Genomic DNA, 20,567 nt, shown 5'->3' with positions numbered 1-20,567 from the left:
CAGGATAGTATTTATCCTCGCTTGAAAGTAATCAACCAGTGTCAGAGGTTTCTGTGAGTAAACGACTATTAAAGTCAGGCCTGATTGTCAGCGCAATGACTTTTGTTTCCCGTGTATTGGGGCTAGTACGTGATGTAGTAGTAGCAAATTTGATGGGGGCAGGAGCGAGTGCCGACGTATTTTTCTTCGCTAATAAAATTCCTAATTTCTTACGTCGACTTTTTGCAGAAGGTGCGTTTTCTCAAGCGTTTGTTCCTGTATTAACGGAATATCACGCCGCAGGTGATAAAGATAAGACACGAGATTTAATTGCTAAGGTGTCGGGGACGCTCGGGGTTTTAGTTTCTATTGTCACCGTCATCGGGGTATTGGGCTCTGGCGTGATCACCGCGATGTTTGGTGCGGGTTGGTTTATCGACTGGCTAAATGATGGCCCATCAGCACCCAAATTTGAGCTAGCGAGCTTTATGCTCAAGATTACCTTTCCTTATTTATGGTTTATCACCTTCGTCGCTTTATCTGGTGCCATTCTTAATACATTAGGTAAATTTGCGGTCTCTTCTTTTACTCCTGTGTTCTTGAACGTGATGATCATAGGCGCTGCATGGTTTATCTCACCTAATTTAGAACAACCAGAAATTGGTTTGGCTATTGGTGTGTTTCTTGGTGGCTTAGTCCAATTCCTTTTCCAAATGCCTTTCTTGATCAAAGCGGGTGTGTTGGTTAAGCCGAAGTGGGGATGGAGAGACCCGGGTGTGGTTAAGATCCGCACATTAATGATCCCTGCTCTGTTCGGTGTATCGGTCAGCCAAATCAACTTATTGTTTGATACCTTTATTGCCAGCTTCCTCGCAACAGGCTCTATCAGTTGGTTGTACTACTCAGACCGACTGCTTGAATTTCCTCTCGGTTTATTCGGTATCGCGATTGCGACTGTGATTCTTCCTGCTTTGTCTCGTAAACACGTAGATGCTCAAGGGGAAGGGTTCGCGCATACCATGGATTGGGGCGTGCGCATGGTGTTGCTGCTTGGTATTCCTGCGATGTTAGGTCTTATCGTTTTAGCTAAACCCATGTTGATGGTGCTATTTATGCGTGGTGAGTTCTCTCCACACGATGTACAGCAAGCATCGATGTCATTGGTAGCTTACGCATCAGGCTTGCTTAATTTCATGCTGATTAAAGTTTTAGCTCCGGGCTATTACTCTCGCCAAGATACCAAAACACCGGTTAAGTACGGCATTATCGCTATGGTGACCAATATGGTGTTTAACGCGATCTTTGCTTATTTTTATGGCTATGTGGGTTTGGCGATTGCGACGGCACTGTCTGCCTTTGTGAATATGGCCTTGTTATATCGAGGATTGCACCTTGCGGGTGTGTATCAATTAACTAAGACAACCTTGTTGTTCAGTGCCAAATTAATTATCTCAGGTGTGGTGATGGTAGCGGCTATTTTATGGCAGCTGGATAATATGCAACATTGGCTTGAATGGAGCTTTAGCCAGAGAGCGCTGACATTAACTGGCTTGATTGGACTTGGTGGCTTTGTTTATATTGTTTCGGTACTGATTTTAGGTATCCGAGTAAAACATTTAAAAGCAGCGACAGATTAATACTGATTAGTATATAATCCGTCGGTTTCACACAATAAATGATGCAAATAACAGGTTTTAGCTGATCATAATGGAACTGATCCGAGGTATACACAATATTAAAGCGCAGCATCATGGCTGTGTATTAACCATAGGTAACTTCGATGGTGTTCATTTAGGACATCAAGAGGTTTTGAGTCAGGTTTCTAAACAAGCTGCAGCATTAGGGCTACCTTCTGTTGTTATGACGTTTGAACCGCAGCCTATGGAGCTGTTTGCCCGAGATAGAGCGCCAGCACGTTTAACTCGTTTACGAGACAAATACGTGCAACTGAGTAAGCTAGATATCAGTCGCTTATTGTGTGTTAATTTTAATCAGTATTTTGCAAGTTTATCCGCGGAAGCATTCATTAAGGATCTTTTGGTTGATAAGCTTGGTGTGAAGTTCTTGGTGGTTGGTGACGATTTTTGCTTTGGTAAAGGTCGTACCGGTAATTTCGCTATGCTCAAAGAGGCGGGCGAGAAGTATGGTTTTGAGGTGGTCAGCACCCAAAGCTATTGCTTAAACCAATTACGAGTAAGCAGTACTGAGATACGAAATGCATTAGCGGTCGATGACTTGGCTGCAAGTGCTACCATGTTAGGACGTGATTACAGTATTAGTGGTCGAGTGTCCCATGGTCGAAAACTAGGGAGAACTATCGGTTTCCCTACCGCTAATATTCCATTAAAGCGTTGTGTTTCTCCTGTATCGGGAGTGTATGTTGTTGAAGCTTTGGATATCGACGGTGTTCCTGTCGGTGGCGTTGCTAATATTGGACAACGACCAACAGTTAATGGGGTAAGGCAGCAATTGGAAGTGCATTTTTTTGACTTTAAAGCCAATTTATATGGTAAACAGTTAGAAGTACGACTTTTGCACAAACTGCGCGACGAGATAAAATTTGAATCGTTCGACGCACTAAAGAATCAAATAGAATTGGATGCTGAAGCCGCAAGGGTGTGGCTGCTTCAGCTAAAGAATTAATCGGATGATTCCACCGATTAACATAATGTCTAACTTCGCCCAATATAACGGAATTAAGAATCGATGAGTGATTATAAAGATACCCTGAACTTACCAGAAACAGGGTTCCCAATGCGCGGCAATCTGGCAAATCGTGAGCCAGAAATGCTGAAGCGTTGGTACAAAGAAGATCTTTACGGCGAAATCCGTAAGGCAAAGAAAGGTAAAAAATCTTTCGTACTGCATGATGGCCCTCCATACGCGAACGGCGATATTCACATTGGCCACGCGCTGAATAAGATTCTTAAAGACATTATTATCAAATCTAAGACCCTTTCTGGTTTTGATGCACCGTACATCCCTGGTTGGGACTGTCACGGTCTTCCAATCGAGCTAATGGTTGAGAAGAAGAAAGGTAAGCCTGGTCAGAAGATTTCGGCGGCTGAATTCCGCGAAGAGTGTCGAAAGTACGCTGCGGGTCAAGTTGAAGGTCAGAAAGAGAGCTTCAAACGTCTTGGCATCATGGGCGAGTGGGACAAACCTTATCGCACTATGGATTTTGGCACAGAAGCGAACATCATTCGTTCTCTTGGCAAAATCGCAGACAAAGGTCACCTTCTTAAAGGTTTCAAACCCGTTCACTGGTGTACTGATTGTGGTTCTGCTCTGGCTGAAGCTGAAGTTGAATACAAAGATAAAGTTTCTCCATCTATCGATGTGAAATTTACAGCAGCTGACGAAGCGGCGCTTCTAGAGAAATTTACTCTAGCTGAAGGTCATGCGGGTCAAGGCGAAATTTCTATCGTTATCTGGACAACAACACCATGGACTCTGCCTGCTAACCGCGCAGTATGTCTACGTGATGATCTTGAATACGTGCTTATCCAAGTTGAAGCGAATGGCGACCAGCCTGCTCAACGTATCGTTGTTGCTTCTGAACTAGCAAAAGACGTAATGGATCGTGCAGGTATCGAGCACTTCCACAACCTTGGTTTTGCTACAGGTGCTGATCTTGAGCTTTCTCAGTTCAACCACCCGTTCTACGACTTTACTGTTCCTGCAGTTCTTGGCGATCACGTAACAACAGATTCAGGTACTGGTGTGGTTCACACTGCGCCTGGTCACGGTCAAGAAGATTTCGTGGTTGGTAAAAAGTACAACCTAGAAATCGCTAACCCAGTTGGTTCTAACGGCGTTTACCTGCCAGATACAGAGCTATTTGCTGGTCAGCACGTATTCAAAGCGAACGACTCTGTTTTAGAAGTTCTAAAAGAGAAAGGTGCACTTCTGCATCACCACGCTTACGAGCACAGCTACCCACACTGTTGGAGACACAAAACTCCAATCATCTTCCGCGCAACACCACAATGGTTCATCTCTATGGATCAAGCTGGCCTACGTGCTAAAGCACTAGAGTCAATCAAGAGTGTTGAGTGGTTGCCTGAATGGGGTCAAAGCCGTATCGAAGGCATGGTTGAAGGTCGTCCTGAGTGGTGTATCTCTCGTCAACGTACTTGGGGTGTGCCAATTGCTTTGTTTGTTCATAAAGAAACAGCAGAACTTCACCCAGAAAGCCCAGCGCTTATTGAAAAAGTTGCGAAGCTAGTTGAAGAGAAAGGCATTCAAGCTTGGTGGGATGTAGACGCTGCTGAACTTATGGGCGCAGAAGACGCTGATAAGTACGAAAAAGTAATGGATACGTTAGACGTATGGTTCGACTCAGGTGTTACGCACTTCTCTGTTGTTGATTCTCGTGAAGAGTACAACTTCCCGAACGAAGAGCGCACTCACAGTGCTGATCTTTACCTTGAAGGTTCAGACCAACACCGTGGCTGGTTCCAGTCTTCTCTAATTTCATCTATCGCGATGAAAGACGAAGCACCGTACAAGCAAGTACTAACGCACGGTTTCGTAGTGGATGGTAACGGCCGTAAGATGTCTAAATCTATCGGTAACGTTGTTGCTCCTAAAGACGTAACCAACAAGCTAGGTGCAGATATCCTGCGTCTATGGGTTGCTTCAACAGACTACACGGGTGAAGTTGCGGTTTCTGATGAAATCCTGAAGCGTTCAGCGGATGCTTACCGTCGTATTCGTAACACGGCTCGTTTCTTCCTAGCGAACTTGAACGGTTTCAACCCTGAAACTGACCTAGTTCCTGCTGAAGAGATGGTTGCACTTGATCGCTGGGCTGTTGGCCGTGCTCAAGCTGCACAAGAAGAGATTGTTAAAGCATACGGCGAGTACAACACTCACGGTGTGACTCAACGTCTAATGCAGTTCTGTTCTATCGAAATGGGTTCTTTCTACCTAGACGTAATCAAAGACCGTCAGTACACAGCGAAGCAGGGCAGCCATGCTCAACGTAGCTGTCAAACGGCGCTTTACTACATCGTAGAAGCTCTAGTTCGTTGGATGGCACCTATCATGTCGTTCACTGCAGATGAAATTTGGAACGAAATGCCAAGCTCTTTACCAACTGGAGAGCAGCGCGACACGTTCGTATTCACAGGTGAGTGGTTCGAAGGTCTATTTGGTCTTGCAGAAGGCGAAGAGCTAAGCAACGAATTCTGGACTGAAATCCAGTCTGTTCGTGGCGCAGTGAACAAGCTTCTTGAAGATGCTCGTAAAGAGAAAACGATCGGTGGTGCACTGCAAGCTGAAGTTACTCTATACGCTGACGATGCACTAGCGGCTAAAATCAACAAGCTAGAAGATGAGCTACGTTTCGTACTTATCACCTCTGCAGCTGTTGTTAAGCCACTGAGCGAGAAGTCTGATGCAGCGCAAGCGACAGACGTTGCTGGTCTATTCGTTGAAGTTGCGGCGACTGAAGCTGAGAAGTGTGACCGTTGCTGGCACCACACTCCAGATGTAGGCACTATCGAAGGTCACGAGAAAGTTTGTGGTCGTTGTGTGTCGAACATTGACGGTGAAGGCGAAGTGCGTAAATTCGCATAACCGCTCAGAGAAAGACTGAACTTTTTGTAAAAATCATAGCCCCAGTATCAACTGGGGTTATTTTTAGTTATAGGAAATGTGTTTAACCAAGTTGGTAATCAAGGTCACTTAAAGTGACTAACAATGAATACCAACTTCGTAAATACTAGGAATAGAAATGAGTGAAGTTTCGTTAAAACAATCTGGTGTGCGTTGGTTATGGTTGGCTCTATTAGTCTTCCTTGCAGATATCGGCATTAAACTTTTTGTCATGGACAACATGGGTTATGGCTGGGCAAACCGTATTGAGGTGCTGCCGTTCTTTAACTTTTTGTATGTTCACAACTACGGTGCAGCATTTAGCTTCTTGAGCGACCAAAGTGGTTGGCAGCGTTGGTTATTTACGGGTATCGCATTTGCGGTAACAGGTATGCTGACGTACTGGATGAGCAAACTACCAGCAACAGAGAAGTGGAATAACATTGCTTATGCGATCATCATTGGTGGTGCAGTAGGTAATGTGTTTGACCGAGTCGTACATGGCTTTGTTGTCGATTACTTAGACTTCTACTGGGGCACTTACCACTGGCCTGCATTTAACTTAGCGGATATGGGAATCTGTATCGGTGCTGCGATGATCATCTTAGATGGTTTCCGTAAGAAAGACGAAAGCAAATAGCTTGCTTCAAAGTCAGTCTATGACTCACAGAATAGAATAGCCCTAAGCGCTGTCGGTTGATTCCGACGGCGCTTTTTTTTATGCTTCAGTCAACAAGGAAGCAAAGCACAGCGCATCCTCAAATAATAAAGAAGTCTAAGGAAAGTAACGTGGCAGCAATTAAAAATGATTCAGCAGTAACTCTACATTTTACGATTAAAATGAAGGATGGTTCAGTTGCCGATAGTACGGAGAACATGGGCAAACCAGCGAAGTTCGTCATGGGTGATGGCAGCCTAAGTGAGAACTTTGAAGCGTGCTTACTTGGACTTGAAGCCGGCACTGAAAAGTCTATCGAACTGAAGGCGGAAGACGCGTTTGGTATGCCAAACCCAGATCATATTCACTATATGGATCGTGCTAAGTTTGTTGGCGACTCTGAAGTTGAAGTGGGCACTATCATGGCATTTTCAGGTCCTGACGGTATGGAAATTCCAGGTATTATTACTGAGATCGCAGGTGATTCAGTGACGGTTGATTTTAATCACCCACTCGCTGGTCAAGACGTTACCTTTGACGTCAATATCTTAACGGTAGAATAACTCTCTTAACGTTAGAATAGCTGTCTTCACGCTAGAATAAGATAGCCTTACAGCTGTGATCTCACCCAGAGCTTCACTGTCTAGACGCTTCACTGTAGAATGCGAACCTCGCTGACGGCGAACTCTATAGAAGCAACCTTAGTACCGCGGTAAATGATGAGCAATGAAATGAAAATAATGTTAGCTAACCCTCGTGGCTTTTGTGCCGGTGTCGATCGTGCGATCAGCATCGTAGAGCGTGCACTCGAAATGTATCAGCCACCGATCTATGTTCGCCATGAAGTGGTACACAACCGCTTTGTTGTTGAGGGGCTCAAGCAGCGTGGTGCTATTTTTGTCGAAGAGCTAAGTGAAGTGCCAGACGACAACATCGTAATTTTCTCTGCTCACGGTGTATCTCAAGCCGTTCGTAAAGAAGCAAAAGAGCGCGAACTGACTGTATTTGACGCAACGTGTCCTTTGGTGACTAAAGTTCATATGGAGGTTGCTCGTGCGAGCCGCAAACATATGGAAGTGGTACTGATTGGTCACGCCGGCCATCCTGAAGTGGAAGGCACTATGGGTCAGTACGCGAGCCAAACGGGTGGTATGTACTTAGTTGAAAGACCAGAGGATGTACAGAACCTCGTGGTGAATGATCCAAGTAACCTGCACTATGTTAGCCAAACTACGCTATCAGTAGATGAAACTGCAGATGTGATTGAAGAGCTACGTCGAGTGTTCCCTGAGATTCAAGGCCCACGTAAAGACGACATCTGTTACGCGACTCAAAACCGTCAAGACGCTGTGCGTGAGATGGCGAATGACGTTGATGTGGTGATAGTGGTTGGTTCTAAGAACTCATCTAACTCAACTCGTTTGAAAGAGCTGGCTGAGAAGCTAGGCACACCTGGCTACCTAACTGATTGCCCTGAAGACATTCAGACTGAGTGGGTTGAAGGCAAGAAGAAAATCGGTGTAACAGCCGGTGCTTCTGCTCCTGAAGAGCTGGTAAACCAAATTCTAGATCGTATTCGTGAGCTAGGTGCGACTGACGTTGAAGAGATTCAAGGTCGTGAAGAGAACATGTTCTTTGAAGTACCAAAAGAGCTACAGATTAAGCAAGTCGACTAATCTCTATTGATTGGTGACAAGATCGATTCGTAACTCTATTGATTCGCAAACACTATCGATTTGTAAACACTATTGATTTGTAAACAGCAGGAAGCCAACGTTGATGCGTTGGCTTTTTTGATCGTGCTTTGGAACAAGGCGTCGAATTTCTAACAGGTTACTGGAGACCGAGTAGCTCTTTCAGTGTCTTGAGGTAGCGGCGGCTGACAGGCACTTCAAAGCCAGTCAGAGTGATGATCTCCGCTAATCCATTTTCCAACAGTTTGATCTCTTGGATCGATTTTATGTTGATCAAATACTGTCGATGACAGCGGATCAAATCGGTCTTTTCTTCCAAGATCTTTAGTGTTAACTGTGAGGTTGCGGTTTGCGATGAGCTACGAACATGCACACCACTGATATCGGAATAGGCGCACTCTACCGTTTGGCTTGCCATGATCACAATGCGGTTATGACCAATACATGGGATTTGCTCTAAGTGACAGGGAGCAATCGCTGAGATGTTCTGTTCTGGTGCTTTCTGATTTTGTTTGATGACCTTATTCAGGCGACAAACGCTCTTGTTTAATCGACAAGGCTCGACTGGCTTAAGTAGGTAATCAAAAGCGTTATCTTCAAAGGCTTGAATCGCATATTGGTCGTAGGCGGTGACGAATACCACGTAGGGCATGGTATCTGGGTCAAGCATGCTTAACAGCTCAATCCCAGTAACCTGCGGCATTTGGATATCCAAATACACGACATCAGGCTTGAGTAGGTTGATCTGTTTCAGTCCTTCGATCGCGTTACTCGCTTGGCCTATGATTTCCACTTCTCCGGTTTCGGTCAGCAGCTCAATCAGCTCTTCGCGAGCAAAAAGCTCATCATCGATAACTAGTGCCTTTAACATCCTACAATCTTCATCTTGGTTCTATCCCTGCTTGGTTCACGCTTATCTTTTAAATGTCTGCTTCTAAATGTTTCAACTCGGAGCGATCCGTCCCCGAAAATACCATTATTTGAGTATAGGTATGATAAAGCTCATTCGAGTAAATTGCTGTGGTTGAGATTCTATTTTTAGTGCTGAATCTTGTCCAAAGAAATTAGTGAGTCGTTTATCAACAATTTCCATCCCTAATCCTACATGATCTTGAGATGGCTTCTGATAATTACCTGCATTGTCTTCAACGGTTAACTTGAACCCACCCTCGAAAGCCTCGCTAGAGATCTTTACTTTACCGCCTTCCAACATATTAGATATCCCATGTTTGATGGCGTTTTCTACCAGCGGTTGCAGGGTAAAGCTCGGCAATTGAGATTCATATAACTGCGGGTCGATATCCCATTCCACTTCTAGTCGATCGGTAAAGCGTGCTTTCTCTATGGTCAGGTAAGCGTTGACGTGTGCCAGTTCATCTTTGAGCTTCACGGTGTTGATGTTCTGCTTTAGGTTGCTTCTAAAGAAGTGAGACAGGTGTTGAATCAACTCTCGAGCTTTATCTGGGTCACGACGTGTTACTGCGCTGATAGTATTAAGCGCATTGAACAAGAAGTGCGGGTTCACTTGAGCGTGCAGCAGTTTGATTTCTGCTTGTGTCAGTAACGTTTGCTGCTGCTGATAGTTGCTGAACAGGATCTGACTCGACAGTAGTTGAGCGATACCCTCTGCCATCGACATATTAATGGTCGAGAATAGCTTCAGCTTTGGCTCATACAGTTTGATGGTGCCGACGACTTCGTTACCAGCACGCAGTGGAATGATTAGTGCAGAGCCCAACTTACAATCTTGAGATAGAGAACATTGGTATGGATTCTCTTTACCGTCAAGGTAGATGATGTCGTTCTTTTCCATCGAGGTGAGGGTACTTTGCGATGAAATAGGGGTATTTGGAATATGGTGCTCATCGCCAATGCCGACGAACGCGAGGATTTTTTCTCGGTCGGTAATCGCCACGGCACCAACATTAGTTTCTTCATAAACGATACGCACGATCTTTTGTGCGTTATCGGAAGTGAAGCCGCCATGCAGAATACCTACCGAACGCTCGGCAATAGTAAGTGCGCGGCGTGAGAAGGTGGCGGAGTATTTCTCGAAGATGGTCTTTCTGTCTTGGATGATGCTCATGAACAGTGCTGCACCCACAGAGTTGGCAATGATCATTGGCGCGGCAATATCGGAAACAAGCGCGTAGGACTGCTCAAATGGTTTGGCGACTGCGAGCAGAATCAACATTTGAATAATTTCTGCAAATAGGGTGACAGAGAACACTACCAGCGGATTAAACAGCTGACTGGCTTTGTTCTTTCTGACTAAGTACACATGCAGCAGGCCACCAATCAAGCCTTCTGCTGTCGTTGAGATAGCACAAGCTAAGTCCGTAAATCCACCCAATGAATAGCGATGAATCCCGCCAGTAAAGCCGACCGCAAAGCCAACGACAGGGCCGCCAAACAGACCTCCCATTACCGCGCCCATCGCTCGCGTGTTGGCGATGGCATCATTGATTTGCAGTCCGAAATAGGTGCCCATAATACAGAATAGGGAGAACAGAACGTAGCAGCTGATCTTATGGCCTAAGCGTGAAGAGATGCTCAACAAAGGGAGAATCAGTGGGGTTTTACTCAGCATGTAAGCAATCACTAAGTAGACGCAGGTTTGTTGCAGCAGAGAGAGAATGAGTTCCATATTTTCACCTATTGAGACGCTTGTTAAGTGTAAAGCTCATTGCTTGGTAACGGTAGCTTTGCTTGTGTTTTAGTAGCCTATATTCGCTTCCCAGAGTCGAAAGCACTAACGCCTACAAACAATAAAGCCCATCACAGTGGACGGGCTTTAGTCTTAGGTTCCACGAATCACTGAGTGATTACGGGAGCAAGCGAAGTTGTGTTTGGCTGTTCTTTTATCTCTTTCTATGAAGATTGGTCTCTTGTTCCCAAGAGCCTTAAAGAACTAGGCTGTTTTGGTGACGCCTTTTGCTTCTTTCTCTTCTTCATCAGCTAGGTCGATATCGCCTTTGCCTTTTGAAATTTTAATAACGTAAGCCGCAACACCTAGCGCACTCACCACACCAATGATGGTTGAGATTTGCATTGGTAGACCGAAGCCCAGTTGGCTGTTGTTCAGGATGAATGTGATACACACAGACGTCATGAAGATAGCTGGAACAGTTGTTACCCAGTGCAGTTTGTTGTGGCGAAGTAGGTAAGCTGAAGCTGTCCACAGCATCATTACGGCTGTTGATTGGTTAGCAAAACCGAAGTAGCGCCAGATGATACCGAAATCAACTTGAGTCAGGATGCCACCGATAACGAACAGTGGTAACGCCATTAGTAGACGGTTACGCAGTGTTTTCTGTTCCATGTTGAAGTATTCAGCAAGGATAAGACGGCTTGAACGGAACGCTGTGTCACCAGAAGTGATTGGTAGGATAACCACGCCAAGGAAAGCAAGGATACCGCCAAATACACCCAGTAGACCAAATGAAGCGCTGTATACCACGTTACCTGGGCCGCCGTTTGCAATTGCGTCAGACAGAGACTCAACCGAACCGAAGAAAGACAGAGCAAGTGCACACCAGATTAGAGCGATGATGCCTTCACCAATCATTGCGCCGTAGAATACGAAGCGACCGTTCTTCTCGTTTTCCATACAACGCGCCATCAGAGGAGACTGAGTGGCGTGGAAGCCAGAGATCGCACCACATGCGATAGTGATGAAGAGAGCAGGCCAAAGTGGTAGGTCATTCGGGTTCATGTTGGTGAACATGTCGCTGATCTCAAAGCCCCCCATGATTTGGTGTTCGTCAGATAGACCAATCGCAGTGATTAGGCCAACAGACATAAAGATAAGCAGTGCACCGAACAGTGGGTAGAAGCGACCAATGATTTTATCGACAGGGACAATCGTTGCGATGATGTAGTAAGCAAAGATGATAACAACCATCGTAGTTGCAGACATCGCGAAATCAGTTTGGTCGTTCACTAGGTTAGTGATCATACCTGCTGGAGCAGATACGAATACCACACCAACAAGAAGCAGTAGAACAATGGCAAAGATGTTCATAAAGTGTTTTGCGCCATTGCCTAGGTAACGTCCAGTGATGGTTGGAACCGAAGCTCCGCCATTACGGATAGATAACATACCTGAGAAGTAGTCGTGTACTGCACCTGCGAAGATACAACCTAGAACGATCCAAAGCATTGCTGCTGGACCATAAAGGGCACCCATGATAGGGCCGAAGATTGGACCTACACCTGCGATGTTAAGCAGCTGAACTAGGTAAACCTTTGGTGTCGACATTGGAACGTAGTCCACGCCATCTTGCTTAGTGTGAGCAGGTGTTTGGCGTTTTTCATTGATACCGAAAATCTTCTCGATAAAGGTACCGTAAATAAAGTAGCCACCAATGAGTGCTGCGACACAGGTAAGAAACCACATCATAATTTGTTATCCCTGAATGTATTAATTAAGTCAGGGTGTATATTAAAGGAGTCGATGAGAAGAAACTTCCGCTACGAGAGTGAGTGGTCGAATAGCCAATTTAGCGGTGTTATAACTGATTTAGTGGTTTGTTCACTGTGCTGAGTGGCCGATATTTCTATCGAGAGGCCTATTAGCTCTATAGAGAGGTTGTTTGAGTTGGCTTAACGGCGACTATTGATTCTGAGTGGTCGGAATGAACCTAAAGTGGCGAACATTAGACAATAAGTGGACATCGATAGGCGTTCAGTGGAGAATCACCACAAAGGCAGCGCTTCGTCAGAAAGTGGTGAAGTAACAATATAAAGGATTGAAATGAAAAAAATAATCGTACTATTCGCCGTGGCATTTAGCCTTGCAGGATGCAGCGCCAATGTTCAAGATTTAGCAGCTGAAGGCAATTGGCAAGAGATTGGCTATCGTGATGGTATCAAAGGCCACACTCAGCGTTCGTATTCAGAGATGACTGAGCTTGGCGCAGTCGATCAAGCGAGTTACACAGAAGGTTATCACCTAGGTGTGACTGAATATTGTAATCCGAACCATGCTTATCAGATTGGTTTATCTGGTCAGGTGTATGAAGGCGTGTGTTCTGGTACGGAAGACGCTCAACGTTTCCGTATGGAATGGCAACGCGGCTGGGACGAGTTCTCAAACGACTATTAAGCCCAAGCTAGCCATAAAAAATTAAAACTAAAAAAAGACCAGTACCGCGTGTGTGCTGGTCTTTTTGTATGTCGTTGAAGTAGCTGTCTAAATGAGAAGCTACAAGCCAAATTAAGATTACTGATTATTCTCGACGGCTTTTCTCAAGAAGCCATTTTGCTTATCAAGCTGAGCCTTGGCTAACTCTAAATCTAGCCCTGTTAGAATCATCAAAATAGATAACTTCACATCGTAATCAGTCGCTTTAAGTGTCGACACCGCCAGTGCTTTATCGCACTCCGTTGCTTGGATAACGATACGAGCGGCGCGGGCAACCAACTTTTCATTGGTCGCTTTTACGTCGACCATAAGGTTTTGGTAGCTCTTACCAATGCGAATCATGCTGGCAGTGGTCAGCATATTAAGCACCAGCTTTTGTGCTGTACCTGATTTGAGTCGTGTTGAACCAGTCAATGCTTCTGGGCCAACCACCGGGCTAATTGCGATTTGAGCGATTTCAGCAATTGGAGAGTCAGGGTTACAAGATAATGCAACCGTTACTGCGCCAAGCTGATTGGCATAGTTGAGTGCACCAATCACGTAAGGTGTGCGACCGCTCGCAGCAATACCTACCACGATATCATTTTCTGAAAACTGAATCGCTTTCAGATCTTCAATGCCGAGAGTTAGCGAGTCTTCTGCACCTTCTTTGGCTTTTAAAATCGCCTCTGGTCCGCCTGCAATTAAGCCGATAACCATTTTGTCCGAAACACCGAAAGTCGGTGGGCATTCTGAGGCGTCTAACACACCTAATCGACCACTGGTGCCTGCGCCCATATAAATCAGTCGACCACCGTTTTGAAAGACATGAGCAATTTTATCGACCGCTTTCGCGATCTGTGGCAGTTCCGCTTCAATCGCCAGCGGGACTTGCTTGTCTTGTTGGTTAATCTTTTCAACCACTTCGAGAGAGGTGAGCAGATCAATATCCATAGTGTCAGGGTTTCTCCCCTCCGAAACGAGGTGCGAGAGCGCTGATATGAGAGCGTCGTTACTCATAATGATCCTTAAATGGTGATTCTAAAATGATGGTTCTAAAGTTGTTTAGTCAGCACGATAGAGAACGCCTAGAGAGGCCGCTCTGCTTGCGCCAGTCACTTCTGGTAAATTGCTTGGCAGTTGATGAATATGACGTTGAGCAAGCCACGCAAAAGCCATCGCTTCCATGTAATCGGCGTCCACGCCTTTACTGGTGGTTGAGTCAACCTCCCAACTTGGAAGCAGTTCAGACAGCCTCTTCATCAACAATGGATTTCGTGTACCACCGCCACACACATACAGTGCAGGCTGGTCACCCAAGCGATAAGTCTCCACTTCATTGGCTATCGTCAATGCGGTGTATTCACAAAGTGTGCGCTGAACATCTTCTGCTGCAAGACCTTTAAATTCTGTTAATTGTTGCTCTAGCCACGGTAGATTAAACAGTTCTCTACCAGTACTTTTCGGTGGTATTTGAGATAGATAAGATTCATTTAACAACTGTTCGAGAAAGGCTTGATTGAGCTGACCTTTAAGCGCAAATTGGGCATCACGGTCAAACTTATCGCCCGTGTGTTTATCAACCCAAGCGTCCATCAACATATTGCCCGGGCCAGTATCATAACCAAGTGTTGGCTGATTAGGGCGCAGCACTGAAATATTCGAGATACCACCAATATTCAACACCACAACTGAGCTGTCTTGTGGCTGGAAAATAGTATGGTGGAAGGCAGGGACTAATGGCGCACCTTGTCCGCCTAATGCCATGTCTTTACGCCTGAAATCGGCAACCGTTTGAATCTGTGTTTTAGCGGCAATGATGTTGGCATCACCCAACTGCATGGTAAATGGCGAATCGCCTGTTGGCTGGTGGAACACTGTTTGACCATGATTACCTATCGCAGTTACAGAAGGTGCTGGTGTGCCTGACTTTTCGAGAAGTTGCAAAACCGCATCGCCAAACAGATGGCCAAGCTGGTGGTCGAGTTCGCCAATGGCAATCAAATCGGTTTTCTGACCAATACAAACTTCAAGCAGACGCGCTTTGAGGTCGTCAGGCATTGGGAACTCATCATGAGCAAGCAATGTGATGCGCGTATCTTCAATCGACACTAAGGCAGTATCAACACCGTCCATACTCGTCCCTGACATCACACCGATATACAGTTCTTTATGATCCATTTCTAAGCTCTTGCACTGCATTCTTAAAGTCTTCCACAGATTGGTTTAAAAACATTGTAAAGCAAATTTAAAGAGAATAATCTCGGGAAGTTTATGAAATTAGGTTTAATAAGGGATAAATATGGGACCGTTGTGGGTTGATGTTGCAGGCTACGAGCTGACAGCTGAAGACAGAGAAATTTTAGATCACCCAACTGTTGGTGGTCTCATCTTATTTGCTCGAAACTACCACGATAGCAAACAGTTATCGGCGTTAAACAAAGAAATTCGTAAGGTAGCGAAACGTCCTATTTTGATTGGTGTTGACCAAGAAGGTGGTCGAGTTCAGCGTTTTCGTGACGGCTTTTCAATTATTCCTGCTGCTCAGGAATTTGCGACTAAGAATAACGGTGAACATTTAGCAGAACAGGCTGGCTGGCTGATGGCGGCAGAATTGATTGCCCACGATATCGATCTGAGCTTTGCGCCAGTATTAGACAAAGGCCATGACTGTAAAGCGATTGGTAGCCGAGCGTTTGGCGAAGATATTGATACTATTGTTCGTCATAGCAGCGCTTTCATCAAAGGCATGAAGTCGGTTGGCATGGCGACGACAGGCAAGCACTTCCCTGGACACGGTGGCGTGATTGCTGACTCACACTTAGAGACGCCATATGACCCTAGAGACGACATCTTTGAAACAGACATGGCAATCTTCAAGGCGCAAATTGAAGCTGGAATATTGGATGCCATGATGCCAGCTCACGTGGTTTTCTCTCACTATGATGATCAACCTGCGAGCGGTTCACAGTATTGGCTGCAGAAAGTATTGAAGCAGCAGCTTGGGTTTAAAGGCTTGGTGTTCTCTGATGATTTAACGATGGAAGGCGCTGCCATAATGGGTGGACCAGCCGACAGAGCGAAAGCGGCCTTGAATGCAGGTTGTGACATGGTGTTGATGTGTAATAAACGAGATGCACAAATTGAAGCTCTGGATAACTTAGCGATTCAAGAGGTGCCTTTAGCCAACTCATTGCTTAAAAAACACAGCTTTGATTTGTCGACACTTCACTCGGATGCTAGGTGGAAAGAGACCTCAGAGACGATTAAGCGAATGCTAGGCAGTGAGTGATAAATAAACACATAATAATTTTAGATAAGGCGATATGATAAATATCGCCTTTTTTGTATGTGTGATCCATGGTTTAAACCTATTTATCTCTTAGAGTGAGCTAAATTCAATGTGTAAGATAAAATTTACAGTTAATGTTTTTTATTGTTTACACTTGCAATCGTTTTTTTAGCTGTTATTGTGTTTTTAAAGATTGTTAGCCCAAATGGAAATGTTGGGTGTAAAAATAAATATACAGGTTGAGTTATGCAGAAAAGTGAATTAAGCAATGTCAATATCATCGACGAACAGGTACTGATTACTCCTGAGGAGTTAAAAGCAAAACTGCCTTTGAGTGATAATGCTCGTCGTTTCATTCAAGAGTCTCGTCAAACTATCGCAAACATCATTCATAAGAAAGATCATCGCATGCTTGTTGTATGTGGCCCATGTTCTATCCATGACATTGAAGCTGCGAAAGAGTACGCGAAACGCCTAAAAGCCTTATCTGAGCAACTTAGCGATCAACTGTATATTGTTATGCGTGTTTACTTTGAGAAACCTCGTACCACTGTCGGTTGGAAAGGTTTGATCAATGACCCACATCTAGACGGCACTTTCGATATTGAGCATGGTCTGCATGTTGGTCGTGAACTACTTGTTGAACTCGCTGAGATGGAAATCCCACTAGCGACTGAAGCATTAGACCCAATTAGCCCGCAATACCTAGCAGATACCTTCAGCTGGGCGGCTATTGGCGCTCGTACGACTGAATCTCAAACTCACCGTGAGATGGCAAGTGGTCTTTCAATGCCGATCGGTTTTAAAAACGGCACCGATGGCAACCTAGGCACTGCAATCAACGCAATGCAGGCGGCTTCTTCTAGCCACCGTTTCATGGGTATCAGCCGCGAAGGTCAGGTTGCACTACTAACAACGCAAGGTAACCCAAATGGTCACGTGATTTTACGTGGCGGTAAGCAGACGAACTACGATTCAGTATCGGTACACGAATGTGAGCAAGAGCTGGGTAAATCTGGTTTAGAGGCAGCGTTAATGGTCGACTGTAGCCACGCGAACTCTCGTAAAGATTTCCGTCGCCAACCTTTAGTTGCAGAAGATGTGATTCACCAAATTCGTGAAGGCAACAAGTCGATTATCGGCCTGATGATTGAAAGCCATATTAACGAAGGAAACCAATCTTCGGATATACCTCTCAATGAGATGAAATACGGCGTTTCTATTACCGACGCGTGTATCAATTGGGATTCAACTGAGGCACTATTAAAACATGCACATACGGAATTAGTCCCGTTCTTAGAGAACCGCTTGAAAGGTTAGTCAGAGTTTAAATTTAAGTGCCTCATCTAATGAGGCATTTTAAGATCTGTTGCTAGCGAACCTACGTGATTGTGGGCTGATAGATTGGCACGGGCTTATAGATTAGTAAGGAATAAAATGGCCGTTGAACTGAACGAATTACGCGACCAAATCGATGCTGTCGATAAACAAATGTTGGATTTACTGGCTCAACGCCTTGCTCTAGTAGAGAAAGTAGGCGAAGTAAAAAGTGAACATGGTTTACCTATTTATGTACCAGAACGTGAAGCTGCGATGCTGGCATCTCGTCGTCAAGAAGCCGAGAAAATAGGGGTTCCACCACAGTTAATCGAAGATATTTTGCGTCGTACTATGCGTGAGTCTTATGCCAGTGAGAAAGATTCTGGCTTTAAGTGTCTTAACCCAGAGTTACGTTCAGTGGTGATCGTTGGTGGTAATGGTCAACTTGGTGGCTTGTTTGGTCGTATGTTCAAACTGTCTGGCTACGAAGTGAAAGTCCTTGGCAGCCAAGATTGGGATACAGCCGATGAAATCTTGGATAATGCAGGACTTGTGGTTGTGACTGTTCCAATTCACTTAACTGAAGGTGTGATTGCGAAGCTAGGTAATCTACCAAGTGATTGTATTCTATGTGATTTGACGTCAATTAAATCTAAACCGCTGCAAGCAATGATGAACATGCACCAAGGCCCAGTGGTTGGATTGCACCCAATGTTTGGTCCTGATGTTCCAAGCCTTGCTAAGCAGGTGATTGTTTACAGTGATGGTCGTGGTTCTGAGAGCTACCAATGGCTACTGAATCAATTTGGTATTTGGGGCGCGAGCCTTTGCCAGATGGATGCAGCTGAACACGATCACGGCATGACCTTGATTCAAGCACTTCGTCACTTCACCTCTTTTGCTTACGGCTTACACCTGAGTAAAGAGAACCCGAATATTGATCAGCTTCTGAAGCTAAGCTCACCAATCTACCGACTTGAGATTGCGATGGTTGGTCGTCTATTTGCTCAAGACCCGAACTTGTACGGTGATATCATTCTGTCTTCGGATGAGAATATAGAGATGATTCGACGCTTCCATAGCTGTTTCGGAGAAGCGTTAGAAATCCTAGATGGCAAAGATAAGGCTAAGTTTGTTGAGAGCTTCAACCAAGTGAGTGATTGGTTTGGTGACTACTCACAACAATTCTTGCAAGAGAGCCAAAGTCTTCTAAAACAAGCACATGACTCGATTCATCGTGGTTAATACTGATTTGAAATCATAAAAAAGAGCGACCATCTGGTCGCTCTTTTTGTTTGTGCTGAACGCTATGAAAGCATTTTGCCTACAGTAGACTAAAAGCAATTAGATCATCATAGGCCAAATCAACAGGTCTTAGCTATTAACAACTAGTTAGCCATTAACAACTAGTTAGTCGTGATAGGTTTTTTGCTATCTTCACTCGATACGGTGTCGATGGTCGAGCTAATGTAAGGCACGTTAGTCAGGTTGATCTGCAAGCGAACCACATTATCAATCAGCTGAACTAGTGGGCCCCACTTAACCTTTTTCTCTTTCTCGAACACGTAGTTGAAGTTTTCCGGTGTCCAATCCATCAAGTATTGAGGGTTCAATGAACGACCAAGGAAGCGTACTTCATAATGCAAGTGTGGGCCGGTTGAGTTACCTGAGTTACCACAGCTCGCAATCACATCGCCTTTACTCACAAACTGACCGCTACGTACCTTGAACTTCTGTAGGTGCGCATAAGAACTCATGAAACCAAACGAGTGACGCATAGTAATAAAGTTGCCGAAGCCTTTTTTACTTGGGCGTACCGTTTCAATGACTCCATCTGCGGGCGCGACAATATCTTCACCACGCTTACACGTTAGATCGATACCAGTATGTACATGGCGTTTCCCTGAAATAGGGTTAGTGCGGCTACCATAAGAAGAAGATATACGTTGATAAGCCATCGGACTGTCGTTTGGAATCAAGCGGAACATTGTGGCTCTTACTGCTGAATCGACTGCAGCCGCATCAATGCGATCTTCTAAAGAAATATCATCGGTAAGCAGATCTTCATCAGCAAGACCCAGTACTGATTCCACATCGAATACACGCTTACCAAGTAGCTGAATCGTGCCTTCTTTCTCGGTCAGTGTTTGCGATAGCGAATGGTTGGTTTCTACTTGCTCAGCATAAAGAAATTCTGTTTGTTCTTTTTCAACAATCAGTGTTTCAATCAACTGTTGGGCATCACCCGCTTGCAGTGCGAGTTCTTGTTTACTCTCGAAGTGCATGTACGCCGCTCCGCCAATCAATAGCGGTACTGAAAAAATGGCAGTAGTGCAAATGAGCACGGCTTTACGGCCGAAGTAAAACGTCTGTTCCCCCTGACTGGAGGGAATAGTAATGGATAGTTTTTTAGACATGGTTCTGTATTAACTAAATGCTTCTAATAGAAAAAGGGTAATGGAGATGTCACTTACTACCTAAGTCGGTAAGGTGTTCAATCTCTCTATAAAGCAGTTCATCGTCGCCAACATTAAGCTCCACAAGTCGCTTAAGGTGGCTGATACTATCAATATCTAAATGCTCTATGCGTAAACGCATTGAGGTATTGATGGTAGAGACTATCGTTGCTTCTAACTGAATATTGATATCACTGTTTTCGAGCTTAAAGCTCACTTGAACAGGGACATCATGGCTAAGTTGTTTTGATTCATTGCATTGAATGAGTAAACCATGGAGTGATAAGTCTTGCACTGAGCCTGATATATTTACTTGTCCTTGTGAGATCTCAGTAGGGACTTGATAAATAACTCGTGAAAATTGACGTCTTTCAACCATAAGTAATCTCTCTATATCGATGCATTACACGTAAGCCAGATATATCAAAGGCCGCTATTATCG

General features: G+C 44.8%; 17 protein-coding genes. 10 read left to right on the top strand and 7 right to left on the bottom strand.

Going from position 1 to position 20,567, the window contains the following annotated elements:
• Nucleotides 1-53 precede the first annotated feature (53 nt).
• The 6 genes from murJ (at nt 54) to ispH (ending at nt 7,914) form a co-directional block, all read left to right on the top strand.
• Nucleotides 54-1,616 (top strand): murein biosynthesis integral membrane protein MurJ, encoded by a 1,563-nt coding sequence (murJ, locus tag A136_RS11520; protein ID WP_032545655.1) that lies wholly within the window; start codon nt 54-56, stop codon nt 1,614-1,616.
• Nucleotides 1,617-1,686: 70 nt separating this feature from the next.
• Complete coding sequence (ribF, locus tag A136_RS11515) at nt 1,687-2,622, top strand: bifunctional riboflavin kinase/FAD synthetase (protein ID WP_017062867.1); 936 nt, start codon at nt 1,687-1,689, stop codon at nt 2,620-2,622.
• Nucleotides 2,623-2,685: 63 nt separating this feature from the next.
• A complete protein-coding gene (ileS, locus tag A136_RS11510) occupies nt 2,686-5,562 on the top strand; it encodes an isoleucine--tRNA ligase (RefSeq protein WP_017059344.1) in 2,877 nt (958 codons plus the stop codon).
• A 157-nt stretch (nt 5,563-5,719) separates the two neighbouring features.
• Nucleotides 5,720-6,220, top strand: coding sequence for a signal peptidase II (gene lspA / locus A136_RS11505; RefSeq protein WP_004739521.1), 501 nt, complete (start codon nt 5,720-5,722; stop codon nt 6,218-6,220).
• Between the two features lie 149 nt (nt 6,221-6,369).
• A complete protein-coding gene (fkpB, locus tag A136_RS11500; RefSeq protein WP_017062866.1) occupies nt 6,370-6,801 on the top strand; it encodes an FKBP-type peptidyl-prolyl cis-trans isomerase in 432 nt (143 codons plus the stop codon).
• 156 nt (nt 6,802-6,957) lie between these two features.
• Nucleotides 6,958-7,914, top strand: coding sequence for a 4-hydroxy-3-methylbut-2-enyl diphosphate reductase (gene ispH / locus A136_RS11495; RefSeq protein WP_029235087.1), 957 nt, complete (start codon nt 6,958-6,960; stop codon nt 7,912-7,914).
• Nucleotides 7,915-8,071: 157 nt separating this feature from the next.
• Here the strand turns inward: ispH and btsR are convergent, their stop codons facing one another.
• From btsR to A136_RS11480, 3 genes are all read right to left on the bottom strand, one after another.
• Complete coding sequence (btsR, locus tag A136_RS11490) at nt 8,072-8,803, bottom strand: two-component system response regulator BtsR (protein ID WP_017062865.1); 732 nt, start codon at nt 8,801-8,803, stop codon at nt 8,072-8,074.
• 105 nt (nt 8,804-8,908) lie between these two features.
• A complete protein-coding gene (locus A136_RS11485) occupies nt 8,909-10,579 on the bottom strand; it encodes a sensor histidine kinase (protein WP_017062864.1) in 1,671 nt (556 codons plus the stop codon).
• A gap of 264 nt (nt 10,580-10,843) precedes the next feature.
• Entirely contained in the window at nt 10,844-12,334 is a 1,491-nt protein-coding gene (locus A136_RS11480) for a carbon starvation CstA family protein (protein ID WP_017062863.1), read from the bottom strand.
• 354 nt (nt 12,335-12,688) lie between these two features.
• On the opposite strand from A136_RS11480, the gene A136_RS11475 reads away from it, so the two are divergent.
• On the top strand, nt 12,689-13,039 hold the full coding sequence (locus A136_RS11475) for a DUF2799 domain-containing protein (RefSeq protein WP_017059350.1): 351 nt from the start codon (nt 12,689-12,691) through the stop codon (nt 13,037-13,039).
• A 117-nt stretch (nt 13,040-13,156) separates the two neighbouring features.
• On the opposite strand, the gene murQ is transcribed toward A136_RS11475, so the two are convergent.
• A complete protein-coding gene (gene murQ / locus A136_RS11470; protein ID WP_032546754.1) occupies nt 13,157-14,077 on the bottom strand; it encodes an N-acetylmuramic acid 6-phosphate etherase in 921 nt (306 codons plus the stop codon).
• A 45-nt stretch (nt 14,078-14,122) separates the two neighbouring features.
• Nucleotides 14,123-15,238 (bottom strand): anhydro-N-acetylmuramic acid kinase, encoded by a 1,116-nt coding sequence (locus A136_RS11465; RefSeq protein WP_017062861.1) that lies wholly within the window; start codon nt 15,236-15,238, stop codon nt 14,123-14,125.
• Nucleotides 15,239-15,359: 121 nt separating this feature from the next.
• On the opposite strand from A136_RS11465, the gene nagZ reads away from it, so the two are divergent.
• The 3 genes from nagZ to tyrA all read left to right on the top strand — a co-directional run bounded on the left by nagZ (nt 15,360) and on the right by tyrA (nt 18,914).
• Nucleotides 15,360-16,349, top strand: a complete 990-nt coding sequence (gene nagZ, locus A136_RS11460) for a beta-N-acetylhexosaminidase (protein ID WP_017062860.1) — start codon at nt 15,360-15,362, stop codon at nt 16,347-16,349.
• 246 nt (nt 16,350-16,595) lie between these two features.
• Nucleotides 16,596-17,669, top strand: coding sequence for a 3-deoxy-7-phosphoheptulonate synthase (locus tag A136_RS11455; protein WP_017059354.1), 1,074 nt, complete (start codon nt 16,596-16,598; stop codon nt 17,667-17,669).
• Nucleotides 17,670-17,786: 117 nt separating this feature from the next.
• Nucleotides 17,787-18,914 (top strand): bifunctional chorismate mutase/prephenate dehydrogenase, encoded by a 1,128-nt coding sequence (gene tyrA / locus A136_RS11450; RefSeq protein ID WP_017062859.1) that lies wholly within the window; start codon nt 17,787-17,789, stop codon nt 18,912-18,914.
• A 161-nt stretch (nt 18,915-19,075) separates the two neighbouring features.
• Here tyrA and A136_RS11445 read toward each other — a convergent pair whose 3' ends face one another.
• Together A136_RS11445 and A136_RS11440 are read right to left on the bottom strand one after the other, a co-directional pair.
• A complete protein-coding gene (locus A136_RS11445; RefSeq protein WP_029235086.1) occupies nt 19,076-20,086 on the bottom strand; it encodes a M23 family metallopeptidase in 1,011 nt (336 codons plus the stop codon).
• Nucleotides 20,087-20,135: 49 nt separating this feature from the next.
• Entirely contained in the window at nt 20,136-20,504 is a 369-nt protein-coding gene (locus A136_RS11440) for a PilZ domain-containing protein (protein ID WP_017062857.1), read from the bottom strand.
• Nucleotides 20,505-20,567 lie beyond the last annotated feature (63 nt).

It is taken from the genome of Vibrio crassostreae 9ZC13, from assembly GCF_000272045.2.
Classification (GTDB): Bacteria; Pseudomonadota; Gammaproteobacteria; order Enterobacterales; family Vibrionaceae; genus Vibrio; species Vibrio crassostreae_C.
Note: the sequence above shows the minus strand (reverse complement) of the source record. Positions and strands in the feature narration are given on the sequence as shown.

What these genes read in the sequence shown, in the direction of transcription:
- A136_RS11440 (WP_017062857.1), bottom strand. Translation starts at nt 20,504, where the DNA reads ATGGTTGAAAGACGTCAATTTTCACGAGTTATTTATCAAGTCCCTACT.
- btsR (WP_017062865.1), bottom strand. Translation starts at nt 8,803, where the DNA reads ATGTTAAAGGCACTAGTTATCGATGATGAGCTTTTTGCTCGCGAAGAG.
- A136_RS11445 (WP_029235086.1), bottom strand. Translation starts at nt 20,086, where the DNA reads ATGTCTAAAAAACTATCCATTACTATTCCCTCCAGTCAGGGGGAACAG.
- tyrA (WP_017062859.1), top strand. Translation starts at nt 17,787, where the DNA reads ATGGCCGTTGAACTGAACGAATTACGCGACCAAATCGATGCTGTCGAT.
- ribF (WP_017062867.1), top strand. Translation starts at nt 1,687, where the DNA reads ATGGAACTGATCCGAGGTATACACAATATTAAAGCGCAGCATCATGGC.
- nagZ (WP_017062860.1), top strand. Translation starts at nt 15,360, where the DNA reads ATGGGACCGTTGTGGGTTGATGTTGCAGGCTACGAGCTGACAGCTGAA.
- lspA (WP_004739521.1), top strand. Translation starts at nt 5,720, where the DNA reads ATGAGTGAAGTTTCGTTAAAACAATCTGGTGTGCGTTGGTTATGGTTG.
- A136_RS11480 (WP_017062863.1), bottom strand. Translation starts at nt 12,334, where the DNA reads ATGATGTGGTTTCTTACCTGTGTCGCAGCACTCATTGGTGGCTACTTT.
- A136_RS11475 (WP_017059350.1), top strand. Translation starts at nt 12,689, where the DNA reads ATGAAAAAAATAATCGTACTATTCGCCGTGGCATTTAGCCTTGCAGGA.
- A136_RS11485 (WP_017062864.1), bottom strand. Translation starts at nt 10,579, where the DNA reads ATGGAACTCATTCTCTCTCTGCTGCAACAAACCTGCGTCTACTTAGTG.
- A136_RS11455 (WP_017059354.1), top strand. Translation starts at nt 16,596, where the DNA reads ATGCAGAAAAGTGAATTAAGCAATGTCAATATCATCGACGAACAGGTA.
- ileS (WP_017059344.1), top strand. Translation starts at nt 2,686, where the DNA reads ATGAGTGATTATAAAGATACCCTGAACTTACCAGAAACAGGGTTCCCA.
- A136_RS11465 (WP_017062861.1), bottom strand. Translation starts at nt 15,238, where the DNA reads ATGGATCATAAAGAACTGTATATCGGTGTGATGTCAGGGACGAGTATG.
- ispH (WP_029235087.1), top strand. Translation starts at nt 6,958, where the DNA reads ATGAGCAATGAAATGAAAATAATGTTAGCTAACCCTCGTGGCTTTTGT.
- murQ (WP_032546754.1), bottom strand. Translation starts at nt 14,077, where the DNA reads ATGAGTAACGACGCTCTCATATCAGCGCTCTCGCACCTCGTTTCGGAG.